The organism is Rhizobium sp. R339 (assembly GCF_002211395.1).
GTDB lineage: Bacteria > Pseudomonadota > Alphaproteobacteria > Rhizobiales > Rhizobiaceae > Rhizobium.
Genome location: NZ_LOKV01000007.1, coordinates 40787 through 66416 on the forward strand (window position 1 = coordinate 40787; position 25630 = coordinate 66416).

Consider the following 25630-nt stretch of genomic DNA (forward strand, 5'->3'; position numbering starts at 1 on the left):
GAAATGCCCACGGAGCCCCAATCTGCCGGAGTCCTTTGAGGATCGCAAAGTGAGCAAGCCGAACTATCGGGACATCGCCCGCCAGGCGGGCGTCGGAACAGCAACCGTCGAGCGGGTCCTGAACGGGCGCGGCGGCGTGCGCCCTGAACTGGTGGAGAAGGTGATCATTGCCGCGCGCGCGCTGGATTACCCCCGTAAGCTCCCGGACACCCATCGCGGCCTGCTGCGCATAGAGGTGTTGATGGTGCGTCCTGAAACGACCTTCTACCAGCGACTTTCCGCGGCCTTCGAGAGGATCGCGGCAACCCTCGACCCGCTTGTCATCGTGCATCGCAGCTTTACTGAAGAGATGAAGCCGGAGGAAATCGCGCGCCGCATTCTGTCGGCCGGCCAGCGGCGCGCCGGCCTGATCCTGGCGGTGCCGAGCAATCCCGTGATCGGCGCGGCCGTCGAGAAGGTCAGCGCCCAGGGCTTGCCGGTGGTCCACGTCGTCACCCGCGCCTCGGAACGGACAGGCGAATTCGTCGGCATAGACAATTATGCCGCCGGCCGGACGGCGGCGCTCTTCACCAGCCGAATGGCGCGGCGGACCGGTCCCGTCTTTGCAATCTGTCATCCGATCTATCAGGTGCACCGGGATCGCATCCGCGGCTTTTCGGACTATTTTCTCGAGCACTCCGGCGCCACCAGCTTCCAGTGCCTAGGGTTCGGCCTCGACGAAGAGCATCTCGGCGCTGAACTCCTGTCCTCGGCGTTGCAGATGTATCCGGACCTTGCCGGCCTCTACAATGCCGGCGGCGGCAATTCCGCGCTGATCAGCGTGCTGCGGCGGCAGGCGCGCGAGCGCGGCATCTTTTTCGTCGGTCACGAGCTCACTGACTATACCCGCAGCGCCCTGCAGGACGGTATCATGGATGTGGTGCTGGACCAGGCGCCCGAGGCGCAGGCCAGGCGATCGCTCGATCTGATCCTGCGCCGGACCGGCTTGACCGACATCGAGCCGGATCGCGCGCCCATCCGCTTCATCACAATCACTAAGGAAAGCGCTTGATCTAATTTGATCAAGAATGGCTTCGTCGCCGCGAAGGTCTCCTGCTACTTTCAAGACAGGAGGAGAGCAGGCGTCGAAAGCCGCGACATCCCGGCGCGAAAAGCGCGCTCCTCCGATCAAGATACATATGCGGACGGGAGGTTCCCATCCGCCCGGAGGAGAGAGCAATGGACGATCTGAAATTCGGCACGCGCAACAAGCGCGGCGACTGGGCGCCGAACCAGCCGGCCGAAACCGCCCCGCTGTTTGCGTTTCCGCCGCGGCTGGTGGCGATCCTGAAATGGCTGCCGCATTACTTCTTTCCCTGGAATGCGATTTTCGCCGCTTCCGCCGTCGCTTATTGGGCCTGGGTCATCCCGCCGATGGAAACGATGCAGACACTCGGCATCGGCTGGATCGCCTGGCTGTATGCGGTCAACGCGATCTGCGTCTTGCTCTTCTACGGCGCCTTCGAGGTGCATCTCTATGTGCTGAAGCGGCAGGAAAACCGCTTCAAGTACAATGGAAAATTTCCGTCCGAGCAGAAGAACAAAGCCTTCTGGTTCGAGCGCCAGAACGTCGACAACATGCTGCGCACCTTCCTATCGGGCGTGACGATCTGGACGGCGATCGAGGCTGCCATGCTGTGGGCCTACGCCAACGGTTACGCGCCTTGGCTGAGCTTTACGGAGCGCCCCTGGACGCTTGCCCTCGTTGCGCTCGTCGTGCCGATCATTCACGAGTTCCACTTCTTCTGCATCCACAGGCTCATTCATACGCCTTTCCTCTACAAGTGGGTGCATTCGGTCCACCATAACTCGGTCAATCCCTCGCCCTGGTCATCGCTGTCGATGCATCCAATCGAGCACCTGCTCTATCTCGGCACGGCTTTCTATCACCTCATCCTGCCGTCCAATCCGATCCTCATGCTCTACCAGCTGCATTATGCCGGCTTCGGCGCCATTCCCGGCCATGTGGGCTTCGACAAGGTCGAAATCGGCGGGGACAAGCTCGTCGACAGCCATGCCTATGCGCATTACCTGCACCACAAATACTTCGAGGTGAATTACGGCGATGCGCTGATCCCGCTCGATAAGTGGTTCGGCACCTGGCACGACGGCTCGCCCGAAGGCGAAGCCCTGATGCAGGAGCGCTATCGCCGGCGGAAGGAGAAACTCGCGGCCCGCAAAGCCCGCATGGAAATCACCGGAGCGGCCGAATGAGCTGGATCACTGCTTGCAAGCTCGACGACATCGAGCAGGAAGGCGCCATCCGCTTCGATCATGGCAGCCGCACCTACGCCATCTATCGCGGCCCCGACGACAGCGTCTATTGCACGGCCGGCCTCTGCACGCACGAGGCGATCCATCTGGCAGACGGGCTGGTCATGGATTTCGAGGTGGAATGTCCCAAACATTCCGGCGCTTTCGACTATCGCACTGGCGAGGCGCTGAGGCTTCCCGCCTGCGAGAACCTGAAAATCTATCCGGCCGAAGTGGTCGACGGGGAGGTTCGCGTGGCTCTCACCTGAGCCCGCAACATCGGCAGGCCTGAGCGGTCTCCGGAACGGTTGGGGCGGCCCGGCGCCCATTGGGAGGAAAACATGAAATCCATCTGTGTGGCGGCCGTCCTGGCCGCCCTGACGACGACTGCTGCCTCGGCCGAGACGATCGGCGTGTCCATGCAGAGTTTCGACAACAACTTCCAGACGCTGCTGCGCGAGGGACTTCAGGCACAGGCGTCCAAGCTGAACGGCGTCAGCCTTCAGATCGAGGATGCGCAGACCGACGTTTCCAGACAGCGCAGCCAGGTGGACAATTTCATCGCGTCAGGGGTGGATGCGATCATCATGACGCTCGCCGATACATCTGCCGCCACCGGCATCAGCGAGGCGGCCCGGAAGGCCGGAATCCCGCTCGTCTACCTCAATCTCGAGCCGGAAAATATCGCTCATCTCCCGGAAAAGCAGGCCTATGTCGGATCGAAGGAGACCGACTCCGGCAAGCACGGCGCCGAAGCCGCCTGCGAGCTTCTGAAGAAAAACGGCAAGGCGAACGACGCGCAGGCTTACATATTGATGGGCGATCTGGCGCATCAGGCCTCGCGCGACCGCACCTCGTCGGTCAAGGAAACGCTGGCGGCCGGCGATTGCAAGGGCGTCACCATCGCCGACGAACAAACCGCCGCATGGACGCGCACCAACGCAATGGACCTGACCACGAACTGGATCACGGCCGGCCGGCCGATCGACCTCATCTTCGCCAATAATGACGAGATGGCGCTTGGCGCCATTCAGGCGCTCAAGGCCTCCGGCGTATCGATGGACGATGTCATCGTCGTCGGTATCGACGCGACGCAGGATGCGCTGGCCGCGATGGCGGCGGGCGATCTTGACGTGACGGTCTTCCAAAACGCCAAACAACAGGCGGCAAGTGCGGTGGATGCAGCCGTCGCCCTGGCAAAAGGCAACAGCGTCGACAAGGAGGTCTGGGTGCCTTTCGAACTGGTCACGCCGAAGAACATGGTCGAATACGCGAAAAAGAACTGATCCTCCCCGGCCGGCGTCTCCTCCTCACGAGCGCCGGCCGCTCTTTTATGGAGACCTGCATGAACGGCATTGTCATCATCGGCGCGGGCGAATGCGGCACACGCGCGGCATTCGCGCTTCGCGAGGCGGGATATTCCGGACCGGTCACGCTTGTTGGAGCCGAGCCCCACCTGCCTTACGAACGGCCGCCGCTGTCAAAGCCGATGGGCGAGACGGCGCAGATGAAACTGATCTGCACGCTCGATAGCCTGGCAGCCGCCGGCATCGACTATGCCAAGGGCGTGTCGGCCCTGAAGCTCGATGCCGATGCAGGCACCGTCGCCTTGAGCGACGGAAGCGTATTGCCCTATGAAAAATTGCTTCTTGCGACAGGCGCGCGCCCGAGGCGGCTTGCCTGCCCCGGCGCCGAGCGCGTGCTCGACTTCCGCACCCACACCGACGCCGAAGCGATATTCGCCAATGTCGGCTCGGGCGCAAGCGTCGCGATCATCGGCGGCGGCCTGATCGGCATGGAGCTTGCTGCGGTCTTTCGCGGCAAAGGCATCGCGGTCAGCGTCATCGAAGCGGCGCCAAAGCCGCTCGGACGTGCCGTTCCCTCGCGCTTCGCCGAAAAGCTGCATGCCAGGCATGCCGCCGAAGGCGTCGAATTCTATCTGGAGCGGGGTATTGCCGAAATCACCGGAGATGGCGTCGTGCTGGCCGGCGGCGATGTGGTGCAAGGCGATCTCGTCATCGGTGCGATCGGCGTTATTCCGGAGACCGCTCTGGCACTGGATGCGGGACTGGCGACGGGCAACGGAATTCTGGCCGACGCCTGCCTTCGAACCAGCAGGCCGAATATTTTCGCGGCGGGCGATTGCGCGGCGATCGTCCAACCCGGGGGAGGGCACATTCGTTTCGAAAGCTGGCGAAACGCAAGGGCCCAGGCCGAGATTGCCGCACGCAATATGACCGGCGCTCAGGATGCATTTGCCGCAATCCCGTGGTTTTGGTCCGATCAATACGATCTCGGGCTTCAGGTGGCCGGACTGCCGCAGCCGGCGCACCGAAGCGTGGTCCGTGCGCTGCCGGAGGGAGAACTCGAATTCTACCTCGACGGAAGCCGGCTCGTGGCTGCCGCGGCTCTGGGCCGTGGCAACAGCCTGGCAAAGGAGATCAAGCTGGCGGAGATGCTCATCGCCGCCGGCGTCGAACCCGACCCGGCGGCACTCGCCGATCCCGGTGTGAACCTCAAAGCGCTGCTGAAGAGCGCCAGGGCGGCGTGATGCAACGACTGCTGATCTTCCAGTCGCTCTGGGCAATGGAGCGCAGGGATACGGACGGTTACGAGCGCAGCCTCGACGAAAACATCGCGATGATCGCGGAGGCGGGGTTCGACGGCATCAGCGCGCACTATACCAACCGTCGCGACGTCGAACGCCTGAACGATGCAATCTGCGGCACGGGCTTGAAGATCGAAGGGACCTGCTTTCCCCGCAGCGTCGAGGATCTGCATCTGCCGCTCGAACTTGCCGGAGAATTTCCGGTCAGCCACATCAACCTGCAGCCCGATATCCGCCCGCGCCGTGTCGCGAATTGCCTGCCGCTGCTAGACGGCTGGATGCAGCTTGCGGAAGAGGCCGGCATTCCTGTCTTCATCGAAACCCATCGCGACAGGATGACGTCGGATCTGTTCTTCACGCTCGACCTGCTCGACCGGCGCCCCGACCTGCCGCTGCTTGCCGACCTCTCGCATTTCCTCGTCGCGCGCGAGTTTGACTATCCGGTCGATGCGGAAAATCACGCCATGATCCATCGCATCCTGCGCAACGCCCGGGCTTTTCACGGCAGGGTCGCGTCGCGCGAACAGGTTCAGATCGAGATCTCGTTTCCGCACCATCGCCCCTGGGTCGACCTGTTTCTGCAATGGTGGAGCTACGGCATGCGGGAATGGCGCAATCGCGCCGGCGCCGACGATGCGCTGGTCTTTACCTGCGAATTGGGGCCAAAGCCCTATGCGATCACCGGCGCCGACGGCAACGATACCACCAATCGATGGACGGAGGCACTGCTGCTTCGCCAGATGCTCCGCGAACTCTGGGCGGAGATCGGATAGGCCGCCGGGCGGCCTCCATTCAGGCTGATTTCATCTCTTCGGCAAGGATTTCCACGCGCAACCGATCTGGTGCTTCCGCCGGGAGTTGACCGCGTCTCCAACATCGTCATAATAATTTTTGCACACGTGCTCAATTTTGTCATTCGGTCGTTACGTTCAGCCCATAGAGCGGGACTTGTCACGTTTTCGTGGGTCTTTCGGAGCGGTCGTCAACACCAGTGATGACCCGTCAAAGAGGCCTCACACTGCTCTTCTGGGGAGATGAAGAAAATGACCATTTTGCCGACACTGAAGTCCCTCACCGTTGCGGCCGCCATCCTGGCTTCGACTTCCGCATTTGCACTCGCCAAGGACGTTACCATCAGCGTCTGGGCCGGCGGCACCGGCCCGAACGACGTCTATCGCCTCGACGCCATCGAGATCGCAGCCCAGCAGCTGCAGCGCCAAGCCGCGCTCAAGGGTGAAGACCTGAAGATAACCATCGAGAAGAAGGCCTATTCCGGCTGGGACGATTTCAAACAGGCGCTGACGCTTGCCGCGGAAGCCAAGACCGCCCCGAACATCGTCGCCAGCGGTCATGAAGACATCGCGCCCTGGTCGCAGGCCGGCCTCATCGTTCCGATCGAGGATCACGTCGATCTCGACGCCTGGCCGCTCAACGGCATCTACGAGAACCTGATGCAGATCGCCTCCTACAACGGCGCGGTCTACGGCATTCCGCAGGATGCCGAATCCCGCCCGATGTTCTTCTGGAAGCCTTACATGAAGGCGATCGGCTATAGCGACGCCGATCTCGATGCGCTGCCGCAGAACGTTCAGGATGGCAAGTACACCATGAAGAACGTGCTCGAAGACGCCAAGAAGATGCAGGACAAGGGCCTCGTCCAGCCCGGCTACGGCTTCTATCCGCGCCCAAGCAACGGCCCGGACTATTGGCAGTTCTACACCAGCTTCGGCGGCACGATGGAAGAAAACGGCAAGCTCGTCTTCGACAAGGCGGCCATGACCCGCACCTATCAGTTCATCGCCGATGCCGTTAAGTCGGGCGTCACCAAGAAAAACCACATCGGCATGCCGGGTGATCAATGGTGGAAGGAAGTCGCCACCGGCAAGGCCGGCATCTGGGACGCCGGCACCTGGCATTACGCCCGCCTCGTCAACCAGGAAGGCCTGAAGGATTTCTTCGATAACATCGTCTTCACGCTGATCCCGGCCGGCGAGGGCGGCAAGGCCAACACGCTGACGCATCCGCTCGTCTACATGGTGACTGCAGGACACAGCGAAGAAGATACGCAGATCGCCGCCCAGCTGATCACGATCGCCTCCGAGCCGCGCATCAACGCGCTGCATGCGATCAAATCCGCCCATCTCGGCATTTCCGAAGCCGAAGCCGAAGTGGATTTCTACGCGGACGACCGCTGGGCTCGCGAAGCCACCGAACGCCTGCTGCCGCATGCCAATGCGATGCCGAACAATTCCGATTTCGGCACCTATTGGAACATCATGTGGAAGAACCTTCAGGCGTCCTGGACCGGCGACAAGACCGTCGACGCCGCCATCGGCGATGCCGAAAGCGAGCTGAAAAACACGCTCGGCGACAAAATCGTCATTCGCTAAAACAGAAGCATCCTTCCGGGCGGCGGCGGCCCCGCCGCCCGATTGGTCCCGCGAGGAGGCTTCCATGAAATCGTCCAGAAGGCTCGGACTGGTGATGATCGCGCCCGCCGCGGTCATGATCGTCCTCTTCTTCCTGCTGCCGGTCGTTCTGACGGCGGTCTTCTCGATGACCAATATGACGACCGCCACCGGTATTTCCGGCGGCGTCTACCAGATCGCGCCGAATTCCCTGATCGTACTGAAATCGGCCATGCCGGACATCGCCGCCGAGATGGCCGAACCACGCTACGCGATCGACGAGGCGGGCCTCAAGGCCGTGGAGGGTCTCGGCTTTGCGCCGGGTATCGCCGCGGAGCTGCGCGCCAAACATGCCGGCGAGGTCTTCCCGACGCGCCGCGAAGCCGAGCGCATGATCAAGGACCTCGCCGACCGGCCTTCGACGCGCGAGGTCAAGCAAATCTCCGAACAGTTCAACCGCTCCGTCGTCAACACCCGCTTCGACAGCAAGGAGAAGCTGTTTTCGGCGCTGGACACCCTCGGTCTCAAGCTGACGCCGGAACAGAAGGAAAAGGTGGCCGAGGCCACCTATACCGGCTGGACCTGGACATCAGACAATTTCAAACGCATCGCCACCTCGCCCGACATGGCGCGGGTGCTCTTCAACACCGCGCTCTACGTCGCGCTGGTGCTGACGCTCTTCAATGTCGGTTATGCGCTGGTGCTGGCGGTCTTGACACATTACATGCCGCCGGCGCCCGCCTCGATCTTCCGCGGGATCTGGCTCCTGCCGCGCATAACCCCCGTCGTCATCTATGTGATGCTGTGGAAATGGCTCGCTTGGGATACCGGTTTCATCTCCGTCCTGATGGGCAAGTTCGGCTATCCCCCGAAGAACTACCTTCTCGACACCGCTTATAATGCCTGGTTCTTCGTCGTGCTGATCAACGGCTTCATCGGTGCCTCGATGGGCATGCTGGTGTTCTCCTCAGCGATGAAGGCCATTCCGAAGAGCCAGTTCCATGCGAGCGAGGTCGACGGCGCTTCGCGCTGGCAGCAGATCCGCTACATCATCCTGCCGCAGATGCGCTGGCCGATCCTCTTCGTCACCTGCTATCAGACGCTGTCGCTGCTCGCCTCCTTCAATGAAATCCTGCTCGCCACCAATGGCGGGCCGGGCAACGCGACCGAAGTCTGGGCGCTCGCCGCCTATCACACGGCGCTCAGAAATTATGCCGGCAATCTCGAATACGGGCTGGGCGCGGCTATGGCGCTGGTGCTCGTCGTCATCGGCGTGGTGCTGTCGCTCCTCTATCTCCGCGTCTTCAACTACGGCACGCTTGTCGCCAAGCCCCTGATAGAGGATTGACCATGGCCGGACGATCGCAGCCCTCGGCAAATTACAGCAGCTGGCCTGTCATGGCGGCGCTCACCATCGTCAGCCTGCCGCTGCTCCTGATGTATGTCTATCTCTTCCTCGACACCGTGACGGTGAAGGAGGCGGGCGCGCTGCTGCCCTCGGGCGTGACGCTCGATCACTGGCGCTTCCTGTGGCAGACGAACCCAGGCAAGGCGAACATCTGGCAGGTGACGGTCAATACGCTGCTGTTTTCGGCCTGCACCACCAGCCTGGTGCTCATCGTCTCGTCGATGGCCGGTTACGTGCTGTCGCGGCTGAACGTGCCGGCGCGCGGCTTCTTCCTCGCCGGCGTCATGGTGCTGCATGCCTTCCCGTCGGTGACGCTGATCATCGCCATCTTCATCGTGCTGCAGATGATCGGCCTCTACAATTCGCTGATCGGCGTCATCCTGGTGAAGGCCGCGATCGACCTGCCGCTCGGCATCTGGCTGATGAAGGGCTTTTACGACACCGTGCCCTGGGAGATCGAAATGGCCGGCGTCGTCGACGGCGCTTCGCGTTTTCGCGTCTGGCGCAGCCTCGTGCTGCCGCAGGTCAAGCCCGGCATCATGGCGCTCGGCCTGTTTTCCTTTCTCGCCGGCTGGGGCGAGTTCATCCTGCCGCAGGTGCTCGCGCCGGGCAACGACGTGCAGGTGCTATCGGTCTATCTCGCCGGCTTTCTCGCCGACGATAACAATTACGATTTCAACATGTTCAAGGCAGTCGGCCTCTTCTACCTCATTCCGGTGCTGATCGCTTACGCACTCTTCAACAAATATCTCATGAACATCTACGGCGGCGGGAGCAAAGGCTGATGCGCATCCTCCTCGACAATTTTTCGAAGAGCTTCGGCTCGACCAAGGTCATCGAGAATATGCGGCTCGAAGTCGGCAACGGCGAAATGCTGGCGCTGCTCGGCCCTTCCGGCTGCGGCAAGTCGACGACGCTGTTCGCGGTCTGCGGCATTCACCGGCCGACCAGCGGACGCATCCTCTTCGGCGACCGCGACGTCACCGATCTGCCGAGCCAGGCCCGCAATGTCGGCGTCGTCTTCCAGTCCTATGCGCTCTACCCGCATATGACGGTTGCCGAAAACATCGGATTTCCGCTGAAGGTGAAGGGCGTGCCCGCCGCCGAGATCCGCAAGGAGGTCGACAAGATCGCGACCCTCGTCCAGATCGGCAATCTGATGGGCCGCCGGCCGGCCGAGCTTTCGGGCGGCCAGCAGCAGCGCGTGGCGCTGGCCCGCGCACTAATCCGCAAGCCTGATGTGTTGCTGCTCGACGAACCGCTTGCCAATCTCGACGCCAAGCTTCGTCTCGAAATGCGCTCGGAAATCCGCCGCCTGCAGCGGGAGACCGGCATCACCGCCATCCTCGTCACCCATGACCAGGTGGAGGCGATGAGCATGTGCGACCGCATCGCCATCATGAAGGAAGGGGAGATCGTCCAGATCGCCACGCCGGCCGAGATGTACAACGACCCGAAAACCGCTTTCGTCGCCGGCTTCCTCGGCAACCCGCCAATCACCTTCCTGCGCGGCGTCCTGGATAAGGGGGCTTTCGCAATCCCGGAAAGCGAGATCCGCGTGCCGCTGCCCGCCACCGTCGGTGCCGCCGAGGGCACGAAGGTGATGCTCGGCGTCCGGCCGGAGCATTTTACGCCGGCGGGCGACACGCCCGTCTCCGGCAAGGTCACCTTCGCCGAAACGCAAGGGCGCGAAAACCTCTACGACGTCGCTCTTGCCGGCGGTCCGCTGCTGCGCTCGATCCAGCCGGTGCGCAGCGATATCCACGTCGGCGACGACGTTCGCTGGGCGATCGACAGCCGCAGCGTGCTCGTCTTCGACGAACAGGGCGGGAGGCTCTGATGACCCGCGATTTCTCAGCCTTCTTCGAGCGTTACGGCTGGCCGGCGGCCAAGGGCCGGCTTCCCTTCTGCATCGGTCATCGCGGCGCCAGCGGTCACGAGCGCGAGAACACGATCGCCGCCTTCCGCCGCGCCGCCGAACTCGGCGCGGAGATGTGGGAACTCGATACGCAGCTGACGAAAGATGGCTTGGTCGTCGTCTCGCATGACGATCATCTCGAGCGCGTCTTCGGCATCGACCGCCGCATTTCCGAAATGACGGCGGCCGAACTCGCCGCTCTCGACGGCGCCGACGTGCCGAGCTTTGCGGAAGTGGCTGCTCTCGGCCGCGAGACCGGAACCGGTCTCTATGTCGAGCTCAAGGCAGCTGGGACCGGCCTGCTCTGCTGGCGCCACCTTGCCGAGATGAACCAGCGTTTCGCCTGCCTCGGCTCCTTCGATACGGCGCAGTTGCGCGAACTCAGCGATGCGGGCTGCGACTTCCCGCTCTCGGTGCTGATCCGTGTCGGTCACGATCCGCATCTCCTCGGCGACGAGGCCGGCGCCGATATTCTGCATCTCTGCTGGGAGAGGGCAGGGGAACGGCCGCAGGACCTCGTCACCGACGCGCTGATGCGCAGCGCCTTCGAGGCGGGCCGCGAGATCGTGCTCTGGCACGAGGAACGGCCAGCCGTTCTCGATGACATCATGAAGCTTCCGGTTCTCGGCATCTGCACGGATCTGCCCGATCTGATGCGGCCGCCGGCAGAGGGGGAAAAGGCCGTTGCCAGACAGGGATAAGGGACCGCGCAAGGTAACCTCCTTCGACGTGGCGCGGGTGGCCGGCGTCTCGCGCGCCGCCGTCTCGCGCGCCTTCACGCCGGATGCCAGCGTCTCGCCGAAAACGCGCGAAAAGGTCTACCAGGCGGCCAAGGAACTCGGCTACCGGGTGAACTATCTTGCCCGAAGCCTCACCAACAAACGCTCCGATCTCGTCGGCCTTGTCGCCGCCGGCCTCGACAATCCGTTCCGCACCTTGCAAATCGAACATCTGTCGAAGATGCTGCTCGCCCGCAATTTCCGCCCCATCCTGCTGCCGACCTCACAGGAAGCGGATACATCGACCGTCATCGGCCAGTTGCTGCATTATGCCGTCTCCGGCGTCATCGTCACCTCGGACGCCCCGCCGACCGAGATCTGCGAGCAGTGCGCCGCCGAGGGCGTTCCGATCGTGCTGATCAACAAGGGCGACGACATTCCCTTCGTCGACCGCATCATATCCGACGACCGTATGGCCGGGCATCTCGCCGCGAACCACTTCATCGACAGCGGCGTGCGAAAGCCCGCCGTGATGGCCGCCCCCGCCGTCTCCTATACGGCGCGGCGGCGCAGCGAGGCCTTCATCGCGCGCTGCAGGCAGCTCGGCGTCGAGGCGCAGTTTCTGCAGGTCAGGATCAACGATTATCAGAGCGGTTATGCCGCGGCAGGCGAACTTTTGGCGTCCGGCATCGACGGGCTGTTCTGCGCCAATGACTATATGGCCTGCGGCGTGATCGATTGCATCATGCAGGGTCGCGGCCGCGATGATACGCCGCCGATCCGCATCATCGGCCATGACGATATTCCGCAGGCGAGCTGGAGCGCCTATGAACTCACGACCATCCGCCAACCTTGCGATATCCAGGCCGAGCAGACCGTCGATCTGCTGATGAGCCGGATCGCCGAACCCGATCTGACGGCGCGCGTCGAGTTCACGCCGGTGACATTGATAAAAAGAAGGACTGCCTGATGAATTCCGTATTGGATGCCGCCGCCATCCGCGCTCGAGCGGAGGTCGCGATCGCCGTCGCTCTCGAAGTTGGACGGGAAACGGCGCGGTTTCGGCGCGACTCCAATCCCGGCACGCTTGCCGTCGAAAACAAGGGGTTGCAGGATTTCGTCACTGTCGCCGACCGAAGGGCCGAGCAGGCGATCCGCGATGGACTTCTCTCGCGCCTTCCCGATGATACGTTCATGGGCGAGGAGAGCGGCGGGCGATCGGGCGAAGCCGGCACCTGGGTCGTCGATCCGATCGACGGCACGACCAATTATATCCGCGGCTTTCGCCACTGGGGCGTCTCGATTGCCTTCGTCGTCGGCGACAAGGTCGAGATCGGCGTGGTCTATGACGCCACTGAGGAGAAGGTCTTCCACGCGGTGCGCGGCGGCGGCGCCTTCAAGGACGGGCTTCCGGTGCATGCGGCTGCAACCGCCGATCCGGCCAACGCGCTGGTCATTCTCGGCCATTCCCGCAAGACGAGCTTCGACGATTATCTCGCGCTCTCCAGGCGGCTCCACGAGCGCGGCATGGATTATCGCCGCATGGGCGCGGCTGCCATCGACCTCGTCCGCGTCGCCGAAGGCGCTGCCGATCTCTATTACGAACGCCATCTCAATGCATGGGACATGCTCGCCGGCGCGCTGATCGCCGAAGAGGCGGGCGCCATGGTGGCGATGCCGCCGGTCGAAAGATTGCTTGCGCAAGGCGGGCCGGTGATCGCCCATTCGCCGGGGCTGGCCGGCGAATTCGCCTTCATCCTCGATATTGAAGGGCTGGCGCCCGTTTCCGGTTAACTCGCCACACGCAGGCGCCAGGCGCGTTCGGTCGCCGGCGCCTCGTCGGTGGTGATCTGATCCGGCTTGAGCGCCATCAGCGCCGAGAAATTCTGCCATTCTTCGTCGGTAAAGCCGGCCTCCGGATCCTTCAACGTAAAGGTCCATGCATCGACCCGCTTGCCATGGTCCTGGCAGAGCGCGATCATATCGAGGCCGTCCTTGGCGGCATTGAGGATCAGCGGCCAGTGGAGATAGATCGTGTCCGACTCGGTCGGACCGCTGAGATCGACGCGCAGCTCCATCTCGACGGCCTTCCAGCCGCCGGCTTTCCCGATCTCGTAAAGCTTGTCGGTCGGATCGATACCGCGCAACAGATGCGGAAGCTTTTCCTTGACCGCGACGATGAGATCGAGACTGCCGCCGCTGACGATCACCGAAGCGGCGATATCCCGGAAATGCTCGGCAAGATGCTCGATGCCCTTCGCGCCGATCGTCTCATAATCGTCCTTCATGTCGAATTGCAGCAGTGCGGCCGGATGCGTCGATTGCATCATGGCGGCGAGATCCTCGCTGAGGATCAGCGGCCGGCCGCCTTCCTGCATTCTGATATCGCGGAGATCGCCGATGCTGCTGCCGGCAATCGGTCCACGGCCCGTCGTTTCGCCTTCGAGCTCCTCGTCGTGCAGTACGACAAAGCCGCCATCGGCGCGCACGCGCAGATCGAGCTCCATCGAGGCGCCGGCTGCAAAACCCTCCGCCATCACCTCGGCGGAAAACAGCGGATCGGCGAACCGCTTGCGCAACCGGTGCCATTTCAGACGGGTTCGATGCCCCGCATGCACAATCTCCAGGCCCTGCGCATCCAGCAATGTCGTCATCTGCTTCCAGTCTCCGCGATGCCACTGTCCTGCCTTGCCGAGCCGCGATGATCAAGGCCCGCATGCAGCTTTCATCGGCTGTAGGCTGCTGATATCGCCTCCGAGGCGGCGGCGATATCAGCCGGATGGCCGGCCTGTCTGAGCGCCGCACCATAGGCCACGACATTCGCGAGAACGGTTTGAAATACGGCCCGCGGACCTGTGTGATTCAGTCGCAGGAGGCGGGCCGGCGCGGTCCCGACACTTTCGGTCAGTTCGACTCCCAACCGCGCCGCAGCGGCAATCAGGGCCACAGGCTCCAGCGCCTCCGGCACCGGCACCGCCGTCACCAGGTTCGAAGCCTTTGCCGGCGGCACCCAGGCCGCGGCGCCAAGCGCGGCGAGACCTGCCCGTGTTGCCGCTGCCGCCAGTGCATGGCGGGCGACGACGTTTTCGACACCTTCGGCCTCGATACGGTCAAGCGCTGTCTCCAGCGCGAAGAATTCCAGCGGGGCCGGCGTGCCCGGCAAGCCTTGTCGGCCGCCGTCGATCCATGCCTTCAGATCGGCCAGGGACAGGATCGAATTGCGCGGCGCGCCGTCCTTGAGGATCAATTCCCAGGCGCGGCGGCTGACGGAGAGCGCCGATACGCCTGCCGGACCGCCGGGCGCCTTTTGCGGGCCGATCACGCCGATGTCGATGCCGAGGTTGTCGATCTCGAACCGATGACCGCCGATCGAGGCGACCGCATCGACGACTGTGACGATGCCGCGGGCGCGGGCAAGCGCCATTATCTCGGGCAGGGGGTTGAGAATGCCGCTGGCGGATTCCGCGTGAACCACAGCGAGCACGTCGATGCGAGGAGCGGCATCGAGCGCCGTGGCGACTACCTCGATCTCGATCGGCAGGCCCGGTTCGGCAACGAGATCCCGGACCGCGGCACCACCCCGACGCAGCCATTGCCCGAACCAGCCGCCATAGGGACTGGTGACGATGTTGAGGACTGAAAGGCCGGGACGCGCAAGGCTGACGGCTGTTGCCTCCAGCGCCACCACCGCCTCGGCCTGCACCAGCAATATATCGTTGCGGCTCTGCAAGATGCCGCCGATCCTGTCGGCCAGGGCTGCATAGCGTTCCGCGGGATAGGAGGGGAGGCCGTGCAGGGGATTCCAACCAGGATCGAACATGGACGTTTCCTTCAGGACGGATCAGTGACGAGACGGGGGACCGCTTCCACGAGCGCGCGGCCGGCAGCCGATTTCGGTTCGGCAACGACTGCCGCCGCCGGGCCGGTCTCGACGATCCGCCCGCCATCCATGACGGCGATGCGGTGGGAGAGGGCGCGCACCACGGCAAGATCGTGCGAAATGAAGAGACAGGCAATGCCCTGCTCCTTTTGCAGGGCGACCAGAAGTTCGAGGATCCTTCCGCGCAGGGTGACGTCGAGCGCCGAGACCGCCTCGTCCAGCACCAGGAGCGACGGCCGCGTCGCGATCGCCCGGGCAATCGCCACACGTTGGCGCTGGCCGCCGGAGAGGGCGCGGACCGGGCGGCTGGAATAGTCGGCGGGCAAGCCTACTCGTTCGAGGAGCATCGCTATCTCGCCGGCGCGCCGCTGCCTCGGAACCGCGCGGTGGATACGCAGCGGATCGTCGAGAACGGTGCCGACAGTCGCCAGCGGATTGAAGGCCGCGAGCGGATCCTGGAATACCATCTGCATGCGCGCCCGTTTGCGGCGCAGGGACGCACCGTTCAACGCGAGCCAATCCTCTCCCTCGAAGCGGATCGCACCGGCATCTGCCGTGAGAAGGCGCATGAGGATGCGCGACAGCGTCGATTTTCCGCTGCCGGAGGCGCCGACCAGGCCGAGCGTTTCTCCGGCTGCAATGGTCAGCGAAACCTTGTCGAGAGCGGCGACCTTGCGCCCGGAGGACGAGAAACCTTTCGAGACGTTCTCTATGGAAAGCAGCACGGGGTTCATCACGGCCCCCCTGCGATCAGCGGCGGCGTCGTCAGGTCGCGATGGCTGGCGATGAGGGAGGCGGTATAGTCGCTCGCCGGTGATGACAGCACCGAACGGACAGGACCCGCCTCGACCAGCCGCGCATCATGGAAAACGGCGATGCGGTCGACGAAGCCGGAGGCGAGCGCGATGTCGTGGGTGATAAAGACCAGCGTCATGCCGTCTTCGCGCACCAGCCCGTCGAGCAGGCGGACGATCTCCGCCTGGACCACGACGTCGAGCGCGCTCGTCGCCTCGTCGGCGATCAGCAGCGCCGGTTTGGCCGCGATTGCCGCCGCGATCGCCACGCGCTGGCGCTGGCCGCCGGAAAGCTGATGCGGAAAGGCCCGCATCGCCTTGTCGGGCTGCGGCATCCGCACCCGCTGAAGCAGTTCCTCGGCCCGGCTGTAAGCCTGTGTCCAACCGAGGCCGAGATGGCGCCTGGCGCCTTCGGCGATCTGCTCGCCGATCGTCAGGACCGGATTGAGGCTGACGCCCGGATCCTGAAGGACAAAACCGAAATCGCGGCCGGGGCGAGGCAAGTGACCAAGTGCAGGCCAGAACGTCTCGCCGCCAACCTTCGCCCCCTCGGGCAGTAGACCGGCAAGCGCGCGGGCAAGCGTGCTCTTGCCGGAGCCGCTTTCGCCGACGATCGCCAGCCTCTCGCCGGTCTTGATATCAAGATCGATACGATCGAGCGCGGCAGCACGATTTCTTCCGTAGGTGACCGAAAGCTGTCTGAGGCTGCAGAAAATACCGTTCATGCCGCCCTCCCGCCGTCATCGCCAAGCGCCTTGCCGAGACCCTCGCTGAAGAGATGGACGCCGAGCACGGTCACGGCAAGTGCTGCGCCCGGGATGACCGAGAGATAGGCGGCCGAGCGCAGCACGCTGCGGCCCTCGGCGATCATCGAACCCCAGGTGGCGATATTGGGATTGCCGAGGCCGAGAAAGGAAAGGGCCGCCTCGGTGAGGATCGCGCCGGCGACGATGGTAGCGGAAAGCGCCAGCACCGGCGGCAGTGCGTTCGGCAGGATCTCGCGGACGGCGATCTCGACGGGATGCATGCCGATCACCCTTGCCGAGGCGACGTAATCCTGTTCGCGGATCGTCAGCACCTGCGCCCGCATCAGCCGTGCCGGATCGGCCCAGGCGCCAAGCGCGATGGCAAGCACCACGACCGATGTCGAGACCCCGATGGTGCTGACGAAGGCGAGCGCAAGCAGGAAGGCCGGCACGATCTGGAAGGCATCGACCACGCGCATCAGCGCCTCGTCGACGATCCCGCCGGCAAAACCGGCAGCCATGCCGACGCATACGCCGAGGATCATGGCTGAAAAAGCTGCCGCGAGGCCGACCGCAAGCGAGGCGCGCGCGCCATAAAGCAGGCCGGCGAGCACGTCGCGGCCGAGACGGTCCGTGCCGAGCGGAAAAGCCGGATCGGTGAAGGGCGCAATCAGTGCCCGGCCGGCGATCCTCAGCGGATCGCCCGGCGAAATGATGGGAGCGCAGAGCCCGGCCAATAGTAGGATCAGAAGGATCGCAAACCCGACCAGGCCCTCCGGCGTGCCGAGGAGACGCTTGAGACTGGTCATGCGCCGCCCTCCGAAGCGCCGATGCGCGGATCGAGCGCGGCATAGACGAGATCGATGAGGAAATTAACCGAGATGACGAGAACGGCGCTGGTGACGACGATGCCCATCAACAGCGGCGCATCGCGGCCGCTGACCGCCTCCTGCGCCAGCCGCCCGAACCCGGGAATGGCGAAAACGCTTTCGATCACCACGCTGCCGCCGAGCATGGCCGCCGATTGCAGCCCGAGCATGGTGACGAGCGGCAGCAGCGCATTGCGCGCAACGTGGCGCAGCACAATGCGGCTGCACGACAGGCCCTTGGCGCGGGCAAAAAGGACGAAATCCAGCTTCCATGCCTCCGCCATGCTGCTCCGCATCACCCGCAGGAACAAGGCGAGGTAGATAAGGCCAAGCGCTCCGACCGGCAGGACCAGATGATTTGATATGTCGAGGGCGCGGGCAAAGCCCGTTTTGCCGGAGGCGATGGTCTCTATGCCGGCAATCGGAAACCAGCGCAGCTTCACCGAAAAGGCTATGCTGAGGACAAGGCCAAGCCAGAAGCTTGGAATGGCGTAGACGATCAGCGAGCCCATCGACAGCAGCCGGTCCCGCAGGCTGCCCGGCCGGGCGCCGGCAAGGATGCCGAGCGCCGAGCCGAGACCGAAGGAAAGCGCGGTCGCGCTGCCCATCAAGAGCAGCGTATTGGGCAGACGTTCGGCGATCAGTTGCCCGACCGGCCGGCCGAAGGCGACCGACCAGCCGAGATCGAAGCGCGCCAATGAGGAAAGATAGAGCCAAAGGCGGGCGAGCATGGATTGGTCGAGACCGTAGCTCTCGCGCAGCGACTGCCTGAGTGCCGCATCGCCGCCGCCGATCGAGCCGAGATAGGCGTCGACGGCGTCGCCCGAGGCGGATTCGAGCAGGAAAAAGGTGAAGACCACCACGATCAGCAGCACCGGAATGCTGCTGATCACCCTGCGCCTCAAGAGGATGAGTGCACGTTTCACGCCGGACAGGGCCTCTGGAAGAGATTTGCCGCCGATCCTATCATGACTGAAGCGCGGTATCGCCCCAGTTCGAGACGGCCCAGCGCGGATTGTTCGCGACGTTGAGCACGGTGTCGCGCGCCACGGTGATGAAACCCCATTCCGCAACGTTGATCAGCGGCAGGTCGGCAACGACGAGCTGCTGGAACTTGCGGTAGAGATCGGTACGCGCCGCCGTGTCGACTGTCTCCGAAGCCTGCAGGATAATCTTGTCGAGCTCCGGATTGACGTAGCCGCCCTGGTTGGAAAAGGGTACGCCAGCAGGCGTGCCTGACTGGACGAGAATGGTGGTGGAGATCGCCGGATCGCCGCGGAAGACCGGCGGACCGACGGCGAGATCGAAATCGTGGTCGGTATAGACAGCCTTCTGATGCGCAGCCGCATCGGCATTGACGATCTCCGCATCGATGCCGATCACGGCGAGCGCCTGGCGAAGATAATCACCGAACTGACGGGTCTCGTTGAAATAGGGCGCGGGGCGGAGCTTCAGCTTGAAGCGATTGCCATCCGGCCCTTGTTTATACCCGGCCCTGTCGAGAATATCGTTGGCGGCGGCGGGGTCGAACTCATAGGTCGCGACATCTGAAGTATAGAACTCCGGCGCGTTCTTCGGCACCGGCCCGGTCGAGGCAGCGGCGTAACCGAGGAAGATCGTGTCGACCACGAATTTCTTGTCGATCGCTTGTGCGATTGCCTGGCGGACCCTGAGGTCGGCCAATTCCTTGCGGCGGTGATTGATCTCGACGATGAGCTGGTAGGTCAAGGCCTCGTAGCCCTTGGAGATCACCTTGATGCCTTCGACCTTGGAAATGCGGTTGAGATCGGCGAGCGGCACTGCCGAGAAAGCGGCAAGCTGAATTTCGCCGGCTTCGATCGCCGCACCCGCCGATCCGCGGTCGGGCAGCACGCGGTAGATGATCTCGTCGAGTTTCGGCTGGTCCTTGTCCCAGTAATTCTCGTTGCGCGCCAGCCGGTAATATTCGCCGGGCTTGTATTCGGCGAAGGTGAACGGACCGGTGCCGACGAGCTTGTTATTACCAGGATTGGCGGCGATATCGGAACCTTCGAAGATGTGCTTGGCGACGACGCTGGTGACGACCGGCAGGGCATTGCGGATCAGCTGGAACGGCGTCGGCTTGGAGAAGCGGAAGATGGCGGTGTAATCGTCAGGCGTATCGACGGCTTCGAGATTGGCGAAGACCAGCCGGCCGAGATTTTGCAGCGGCTTCCAGATGTTGAGCGCGGAGAAGGCGACATCGACCGAAGTGAACGGCTTGCCGTCGTGCCAGGTGACGCCGTCGCGCAGCTTGAAGGTGACGGAAAGGCCGTCGGGCGAGCCCTCCCAGGAGGTGGCAAGGCGTGGCGCAAGCCCGTCCTTGCCGTCGAACGAGGCTTCGGCCAGCGGCTCGATCACCTTGCTGGCGATGAAGAAGACGCCGTTCGAAGCGACGATGGCAGGATTGAGGTTCTTCGGCTCGGAATCGGCCGCAACGATCAGCCGGCCACCGCCAGTTGCTGCCTGCGCCAGCGCCTGGCGGGCGAGAGCCGTCGAGGCAAGCAGCAGCGCGGTGCCCTTCATCAGCGTGCGCCGCGAGATAGCTGATATGGTCATGACCCCTCCTGATCGATCAAAATCCAAGCGCCCATATTCAGGGCGAAACGCCAATAGTCATAGAGGTTAAATTCGAAATGGCCGGGCTCTGCGAGACATTTTTTTGTCACCCAGCCATTATTCGTTTAGCCGCTGGCAGCGATGCGCGCGGGTTCGCTGAAAAGATTGCGGTAGGCCGCACCCGGATGCGGGGCGACGAGCCGCGGTCCCGCTCCCCCGAGTTTCTCCCGCAGCGTTCCGTTGGCATATTCTCTCTTGTAGACGCCGCGCTTTTGCAGCTCCGGCACCAGCAGATCGACGGCATCCTCGAAACTCTCGGGCGTCACGGCATAGGCAAGGTTGAAGCCGTCGACATCGGTATCCTCGACCCATTCCTGCATCAGATCGGCGACCGTTTGCGGCGAGCCGACGAAAATAGGGCCGAAACCGCCGACACCGACCCAGTCGGCCATCTCGCGCACCGTCCATTCCTTCGTGGGATCAATCGTGGTGAAGGTCTCGACGGCCGATTGCACCGCATTTGTGTGGCGGTGGCGCAGAACCTCGTCCGGACCGAACTGGCCGAAATCGATGCCGGTCCAGCCGGAGATCAGCGTCAGCGCGCCCTCGAAGGAAGCATATTTGCGATATTCGTTGAACTTGCGCTGCGCCTCGGCATCGGTCTCGCCGAGGATCACGGTCTGCAGGTTGAAGGCGAGAATTTCGCGCGGGTTGCGGCCGATGCGCTCGGCCGCCTCGCGGACATTGGCGACATAGCGTTTCAGCACCGGTTTCGACGGCGAGGCGACGAAGATGCATTCGGCATGGGCGCCGGCGAAATCCTTGCCGCGGCTGGAAGCGCCGGCTTGGTAGAGCACCGGCGTGCGCTGCGGCGAGGGTTCGCTCAGGTGAATGCCGGGCACGGTGAAGTGTTTGCCGGAATGGCGGATCGCATGGACCTTGTTGGGATGGGTGAAGATACCGGCTTCCCGGTCGCGAACGACGGCGCCATCCTCCCAGCTGCCTTCCCAAAGCTTGTAGCAGACTTCGAGATATTCCTCGGCGAGGTCGTAGCGATCGTCATGCCTGGTCTGAGCGGGCTGGCCGATATTCAGCGCGCCGCTGTTGAGATAGGAGGTGACGATGTTCCAGCCGACGCGCCCCTTTGTGAGATGGTCGAGCGTCGAGATGCGGCGGGCGAAGGTGTAGGGGTGCTCGAAAGAGAGCGAGGCGGTCAGGCCGAAGCCGAGATGCTCGGTCTCGTAAGCCATGGTCGGGATGAGCTGCAGCGGATCGTTGACCGGCACCTGAGCGGAATGGCGTAGCGCCGCATCGACATTGCCGTTCAGCACATCGTAGACGCCGAGCACATCGGCGATGAACAGTCCGTCGAACTTGCCGCGCTCCAGCGTCTTCGCCAGATGCACCCAGTAATCGAGATCCTTGTAGGTCCAGGACTTGTCGCGCGGATGGCGCCACAGCCCCGGCGACTGGTGTCCGACGCAATTCATGTCGAAGGCGTTCAGCCTGATTTCACGGGTCATGTCTTTCTTCCTTGGAATTTAAGGATTGCTGCGGCCGAGGCCGTAGGTCAGCGCTAAGGCCCCGACGAGCACGGCGCCCTTGACGAAATCCTGGGTGTAGTAGGGGGCGTTCAGCATCGTGAGGCCGTTCAAGAGCACGCCGACGAAGACGGCGCCGGCGATGGTGCCGAGCACATTCGGACGCCGCAGGTTGAGAACGGCAAAACCGATCAGCGCAGCAGCGACCGAATCCATCAGCAGCGAGCCGCCGGAGGAGATATCGCCGCGCCCGACGCGGGCAGCGATGACGATGCCGCCAAGCGAGGCCAGCGTGCCCGACAGCACATAGGCAAGCGTCTTCAGCCTGACGGTCGAGGCACCGGCGAGCCGGGTGGCGACCTCGTTGCCGCCGGTCGCAAACAGCAGCCGGCCGATGCGGGTGCGTTCCGTAAGGATGAAGAGGAGAACGGCGACCGTCGCCATCAGCACCACGGAAACAGGCAGGGTGCCGAAGATGCTGTAGCGGCCGATCAGCAGGAAGGCCGGATCATAGGCACCGGTCGCCTTCGAGCCATCGGGCAGGGTGAGGCCCGCAGAAATCGACCGACCGGCAGTGGGGATCAGTTGCAGCCCGGACAATAGAAACATCATCGCCAGTGTCGCCAAGAGATCGGGCACCCTCAGGCGCACGATGAGGAAGGCGTTGACCAGGCCAACCAGGGCGCCGAAGGCGAGCACCAGCGGCACCGTCGCATAGGCATCGAAACCCCAGACGATCATCGCGTAGCTCGCCGCCATGACGCTCGAGGCGGCGACTGCGCCGATCGACAGGTCGAAGCCGCCGACGGCAAGCGTGACGGTAACGCCGGCGCCGAGGATGGCGACGACGGAGACCGCCTGCAGGATGCTCATCAGATTGGCGATGGTGATGAAGGCGGGCTCGGCGACGGTGAAGCCGACGATCAGCAGCGCAAGCAGGATGAACACCGCACCCGCCCGCAGGAACGCGCCGAGAGCGGCGAGGCGGTTTCGGCCGGTCCGTGGCAAGGCGCCTGGCTGCGACAGGGTTTCTTCGTCAATCGTCGTCATGCGGATATTCCGTGGATTTCAGGATGAGCGGCTGCTCCGCCGCCTGCGGGTCTCAACACGTGGCGGTCGATGACGAGGATGCGGTCGGCCACTTCATAGGCCTCCTCCGGATCGGAGGTCGCGATCAGCGTTGCCCGGTCGGTGCGGGCGCGGATAGCCTGAATGATGTCGCGGCGGGCGCCGACATCGACACCCTGGAAAGGTTCGTCGAGCAGCAGGAGCCGGCTCGGCTCCGCCTCCCAGCGGGCGATGACCGCCTTCTGCTGGTTGCCGCCAGAGAGCGACCAGACCGAGGCGAGCGGGCCGGCTGCCTTGATGCCGAGGCGGATGATCGCCTGCTCGCCCTCGCGCCGTTCGCGGCCGCCGGCAAGAAAACCATGCGGATACCATTTGGAAAGATGCGGCAGGCTGATCGTCGCCGCCAGCGAATGGCCGGGCCATGCCGGCGGCATCAGCGAGGAGCGGTGTCTGTCTTCGGCTGCCATGGCGACACCTGCGGCAATCGCCTCGGCCGGGCTTCTCGGCCGGTACGGCCGGCCGTCGAGAAACATCGCGCCGCGCTGAAGCGCCGCCACGCCGAAGATCGCCTGAAGCAGCCGGCTCTTGCCGGCGCCGAGCACGCCGGTCACCGCCACCACCTCGCCCTCATGCAGCGACAGGTCGAAGGTCGCGCCTGCCTGAAGCAGGCTGACATCGCGCATCTCGAAAATGGCCGGGCCGGCCGCGAGCCGCGCATCCGGCCGCGCCGCGTCGAGTCTCCGGCCGATCATCGTCTCGATGGCGCTCGAAAAATCGATCGGCCGCGAGAAGGTGCCGACGACACGGCCGCCGCGCATGACGAGCGCACGATCGGCAATCGCTTCGAGATCGGCGGTGCGATGCGAGATGTAGAGGATCGCTAGGCCGCGTCTGCGGAGCCTCAGCAGGATGTCGAAGAGGCGGCGGCTCTCTTCCCCGGAAAGGCTCGCCGTCGGCTCGTCGAGAATGAGGAGATCGGCGCGGTTGGCAAGGGCGCGCGCGATCGCCACCAATTGTCGGTCGGCGCTGGCGAGTTCGCCGAAATCGCGATCGAGCGGCAGGGTGAAGCCGGCGGCATCGAGCATTGCCTGCGCGGCGCGGCGAATGCCGGCGCGGGAGACGAAGAAGGGCGTGCTGCGATCCGCGAAGCGATTGAGAAGCAGCGCATCGGCAACGGTCAGCCCGGCCGCCCCGACGAGATCCGTCGACTGATGCACGGTGACGACGCCGGCCCTTGCCGCTTCGGCCGGGCTCTGCGGCGCGAAGGCGCGGCCACCGAGACGGATGGTGCCGCCATCGGCCGGCAGCACGCCGGACAGGATCTTCACCAGCGTCGATTTGCCCGCGCCGTTTGCGCCCATCAGCGCCAGGATCTCACCGCGCTCGATCACAAGATCGGCGCCGGCAAGCGCCCGCGTCGAGCCGAAACTGCGGCTTATGTTTTCAACGTGAAGAAGCGGCATCGACAAGATCCGGGACTACATTTGTCTCGGAAGTGTGCCTCGTTCGGACGGTCGAATTCCAGGCACGCATTTCCCCGGCAGCCACCGCCCCGGAAATAAAGAATCTCCCGCAACCCGCAAAATCGGATCATTTAATCTACTAAAAGCATAGATATTATATCTAATAACTTGACGCGTCGCGGGGGCCGCCTGTCAGACGACGCCGCTTATTGTTAAAAGGAACGCGACGATGAAATCCCTCGCACGGCTCGCACTATCCGCCGCCGTCATTCCGTTTATTTTCGCCCAGGGCGCAAGGGCCGACGGCCTTTCCGGCGCTCCGGCTCCCTTCGACAAGGGTGGGGTCAAGGTGGCGCTGATAAGCTACATCTCGGCCGGTGATTTCTTTCAGGCGTATCAGGCGGGCGCCGAGGCCCAGGCCAAAGCTCTGGATATCGACCTGCGCGTTTTCCCCGGACGTCAGGATGCCGCCGAACAGCGCGAGCAGATCCTGCAGGCGATCAATCTCGGCGTCTCCGGCATCGTCATCGATCACGGCCTGCCGGAATCACTCGGCGACGTCGTGCAGCAGGCGCTCGACAAGGGCATCAAGGTCGTGGCCTTCGACGTCAACCTGAACAACCCGAAGATCCCCCAGGTGGAGCAGAGCGATCACGAGCTTGCCTCGCTCGCCCTCGAGCAGGCGGTGAAGGACAACGGCAAGGACTTCAAGGCGGGCTACGTCTATGTCGCCGGCTTTGCGCCGCTCGACCGCCGCAACGAAGTCTGGGAAAAGTTCAAGTCCGACAACAAGGGCGTGGTCGAAAAGGCCCGCTTCGGCAATGTCAGCGACACGACGGCGACCTCGACCGCCGACCAGGCCAAGGCCGCGCTCACCGCCAATCCCGATATATCCGTCGTTTTCGCCCCTTATGACGAATTCGCCCGCGGCGTGAAACTCGCCGCCAGCGACCTCGGCATATCGAACAAGCTCAAGATCTATTCCGCCGACGTTTCGACGGCCGATATCCAGGAGATCACCGAGGAAGGCAGCCCCTGGGTCGCCACCGTCGCGACCAATCCTGCGGTCGTTGGCGCCGTCTCGATCCGTGCCGCCGCCCTCGAAATCGCCGGGCAGACGGTTCCCCGCCAAATCACCGTGAAGCCGACGCTTCTGACACAGGAAAGCCTGCGTGCCGCCGGCGTCAAGACGATCGAGGATCTGGCGCAGAAGATCCCGGCCTTCAGCACGAGCGATGCGGCGACCGCCAGCTGGATCCCGGACAAGCTGTTCTGAGACTGCGCACGTCGATCCTTCCGGCGGGAGCCTAGGCATCCGCCGGATCATCTTGTTTAAAGA

General features: G+C 63.7%; 24 protein-coding genes. 14 read left to right on the forward strand and 10 right to left on the reverse strand.

All coding sequences use genetic code 11. From position 1 onward, the window contains the following. The first annotated feature begins 49 nt into the window (after positions 1 to 49). The 13 genes from ATY76_RS10860 (at position 50) to ATY76_RS10920 (ending at position 13147) form a co-directional block, all read left to right on the forward strand. A complete protein-coding gene (locus ATY76_RS10860; protein ID WP_088674776.1) occupies positions 50 to 1051 on the forward strand; it encodes a LacI family DNA-binding transcriptional regulator in 1002 nt (333 codons plus the stop codon). A 167-nt stretch (positions 1052 to 1218) separates the two neighbouring features. Continuing rightward, complete coding sequence (locus ATY76_RS10865; RefSeq protein WP_088674777.1) at positions 1219 to 2253, forward strand: sterol desaturase family protein; 1035 nt, start codon at positions 1219 to 1221, stop codon at positions 2251 to 2253. Further along, positions 2250 to 2561 carry a MocE family 2Fe-2S type ferredoxin gene (locus ATY76_RS10870; protein ID WP_088674778.1) on the forward strand — a complete coding sequence of 104 codons (312 nt, stop codon included), beginning with the start codon at positions 2250 to 2252 and terminating at the stop codon, positions 2559 to 2561. Before ATY76_RS10865 ends, ATY76_RS10870 begins: the two co-directional genes overlap by 4 nt. 72 nt (positions 2562 to 2633) lie before the next feature. Beyond that, the gene (locus ATY76_RS10875) at positions 2634 to 3578 is read left to right on the forward strand and encodes a substrate-binding domain-containing protein (protein ID WP_088674779.1); all 945 of its coding nucleotides are present in this window, start codon (positions 2634 to 2636) and stop codon (positions 3576 to 3578) included. A gap of 59 nt (positions 3579 to 3637) precedes the next feature. Further along, positions 3638 to 4843, forward strand: coding sequence for an FAD-dependent oxidoreductase (locus tag ATY76_RS10880; protein WP_088674780.1), 1206 nt, complete (start codon positions 3638 to 3640; stop codon positions 4841 to 4843). Then, positions 4843 to 5673 carry a xylose isomerase gene (locus ATY76_RS10885; protein WP_088674781.1) on the forward strand — a complete coding sequence of 277 codons (831 nt, stop codon included), beginning with the start codon at positions 4843 to 4845 and terminating at the stop codon, positions 5671 to 5673. Before ATY76_RS10880 ends, ATY76_RS10885 begins: the two co-directional genes overlap by 1 nt. Positions 5674 to 5943: 270 nt before the next feature. Further along, positions 5944 to 7290: an extracellular solute-binding protein gene (locus tag ATY76_RS10890; RefSeq protein ID WP_088674782.1), complete on the forward strand. Its 1347-nt coding sequence runs from the start codon at positions 5944 to 5946 to the stop codon at positions 7288 to 7290. A gap of 64 nt (positions 7291 to 7354) precedes the next feature. Further along, positions 7355 to 8656 carry a sugar ABC transporter permease gene (locus ATY76_RS10895; protein WP_088674783.1) on the forward strand — a complete coding sequence of 434 codons (1302 nt, stop codon included), beginning with the start codon at positions 7355 to 7357 and terminating at the stop codon, positions 8654 to 8656. Positions 8657 to 8658: 2 nt separating this feature from the next. Further along, positions 8659 to 9501, forward strand: coding sequence for a carbohydrate ABC transporter permease (locus ATY76_RS10900; protein ID WP_088674784.1), 843 nt, complete (start codon positions 8659 to 8661; stop codon positions 9499 to 9501). Then, on the forward strand, positions 9501 to 10556 hold the full coding sequence (locus tag ATY76_RS10905; RefSeq protein ID WP_088674785.1) for an ABC transporter ATP-binding protein: 1056 nt from the start codon (positions 9501 to 9503) through the stop codon (positions 10554 to 10556). Before ATY76_RS10900 ends, ATY76_RS10905 begins: the two co-directional genes overlap by 1 nt. Further along, positions 10556 to 11335: a glycerophosphodiester phosphodiesterase gene (locus ATY76_RS10910; protein ID WP_088674786.1), complete on the forward strand. Its 780-nt coding sequence runs from the start codon at positions 10556 to 10558 to the stop codon at positions 11333 to 11335. Before ATY76_RS10905 ends, ATY76_RS10910 begins: the two co-directional genes overlap by 1 nt. Beyond that, the gene (locus tag ATY76_RS10915) at positions 11319 to 12323 is read left to right on the forward strand and encodes a LacI family DNA-binding transcriptional regulator (RefSeq protein WP_088674787.1); all 1005 of its coding nucleotides are present in this window, start codon (positions 11319 to 11321) and stop codon (positions 12321 to 12323) included. The genes ATY76_RS10910 and ATY76_RS10915 overlap by 17 nt, the downstream gene beginning before the upstream one ends. Further along, positions 12323 to 13147, forward strand: a complete 825-nt coding sequence (locus ATY76_RS10920) for an inositol monophosphatase family protein (RefSeq protein ID WP_088674788.1) — start codon at positions 12323 to 12325, stop codon at positions 13145 to 13147. Before ATY76_RS10915 ends, ATY76_RS10920 begins: the two co-directional genes overlap by 1 nt. Here the strand turns inward: ATY76_RS10920 and ATY76_RS10925 are convergent. From ATY76_RS10925 to ATY76_RS10970, 10 genes are all read right to left on the reverse strand, one after another. Beyond that, a complete protein-coding gene (locus ATY76_RS10925) occupies positions 13144 to 14007 on the reverse strand; it encodes a glycerophosphodiester phosphodiesterase family protein (protein ID WP_088674789.1) in 864 nt (287 codons plus the stop codon). The two genes, ATY76_RS10920 and ATY76_RS10925, sit on opposite strands and share 4 nt — an antisense overlap. Positions 14008 to 14078: 71 nt before the next feature. Then, on the reverse strand, positions 14079 to 15173 hold the full coding sequence (locus tag ATY76_RS10930) for an aminotransferase class V-fold PLP-dependent enzyme (protein WP_088674790.1): 1095 nt from the start codon (positions 15171 to 15173) through the stop codon (positions 14079 to 14081). Between the two features lie 11 nt (positions 15174 to 15184). After that, positions 15185 to 15967, reverse strand: coding sequence for a dipeptide/oligopeptide/nickel ABC transporter ATP-binding protein (locus tag ATY76_RS10935; RefSeq protein WP_088674791.1), 783 nt, complete (start codon positions 15965 to 15967; stop codon positions 15185 to 15187). Then, positions 15967 to 16752: an ABC transporter ATP-binding protein gene (locus ATY76_RS10940; RefSeq protein ID WP_088674792.1), complete on the reverse strand. Its 786-nt coding sequence runs from the start codon at positions 16750 to 16752 to the stop codon at positions 15967 to 15969. The genes ATY76_RS10935 and ATY76_RS10940 overlap by 1 nt, the downstream gene beginning before the upstream one ends. Next, entirely contained in the window at positions 16749 to 17582 is an 834-nt protein-coding gene (locus tag ATY76_RS10945; RefSeq protein WP_088674793.1) for an ABC transporter permease, read from the reverse strand. Before ATY76_RS10945 ends, ATY76_RS10940 begins: the two co-directional genes overlap by 4 nt. Further along, positions 17579 to 18568, reverse strand: coding sequence for an ABC transporter permease (locus ATY76_RS10950; protein WP_088674794.1), 990 nt, complete (start codon positions 18566 to 18568; stop codon positions 17579 to 17581). The genes ATY76_RS10945 and ATY76_RS10950 overlap by 4 nt, the downstream gene beginning before the upstream one ends. Positions 18569 to 18608: 40 nt before the next feature. Beyond that, positions 18609 to 20219, reverse strand: a complete 1611-nt coding sequence (locus ATY76_RS10955; protein WP_088674795.1) for an ABC transporter substrate-binding protein — start codon at positions 20217 to 20219, stop codon at positions 18609 to 18611. Positions 20220 to 20344: 125 nt separating this feature from the next. Next, positions 20345 to 21742, reverse strand: a complete 1398-nt coding sequence (locus tag ATY76_RS10960; RefSeq protein ID WP_088674796.1) for an LLM class flavin-dependent oxidoreductase — start codon at positions 21740 to 21742, stop codon at positions 20345 to 20347. 18 nt (positions 21743 to 21760) lie between these two features. Then, entirely contained in the window at positions 21761 to 22810 is a 1050-nt protein-coding gene (locus ATY76_RS10965) for an ABC transporter permease (protein ID WP_088674797.1), read from the reverse strand. Further along, a complete protein-coding gene (locus tag ATY76_RS10970; RefSeq protein ID WP_088674798.1) occupies positions 22807 to 24291 on the reverse strand; it encodes a sugar ABC transporter ATP-binding protein in 1485 nt (494 codons plus the stop codon). Before ATY76_RS10970 ends, ATY76_RS10965 begins: the two co-directional genes overlap by 4 nt. A gap of 229 nt (positions 24292 to 24520) precedes the next feature. On the opposite strand from ATY76_RS10970, the gene ATY76_RS10975 reads away from it, so the two are divergent. After that, positions 24521 to 25567, forward strand: a complete 1047-nt coding sequence (locus tag ATY76_RS10975; RefSeq protein WP_088674799.1) for a substrate-binding domain-containing protein — start codon at positions 24521 to 24523, stop codon at positions 25565 to 25567. The last annotated feature ends 63 nt before the right edge of the window (positions 25568 to 25630 follow it).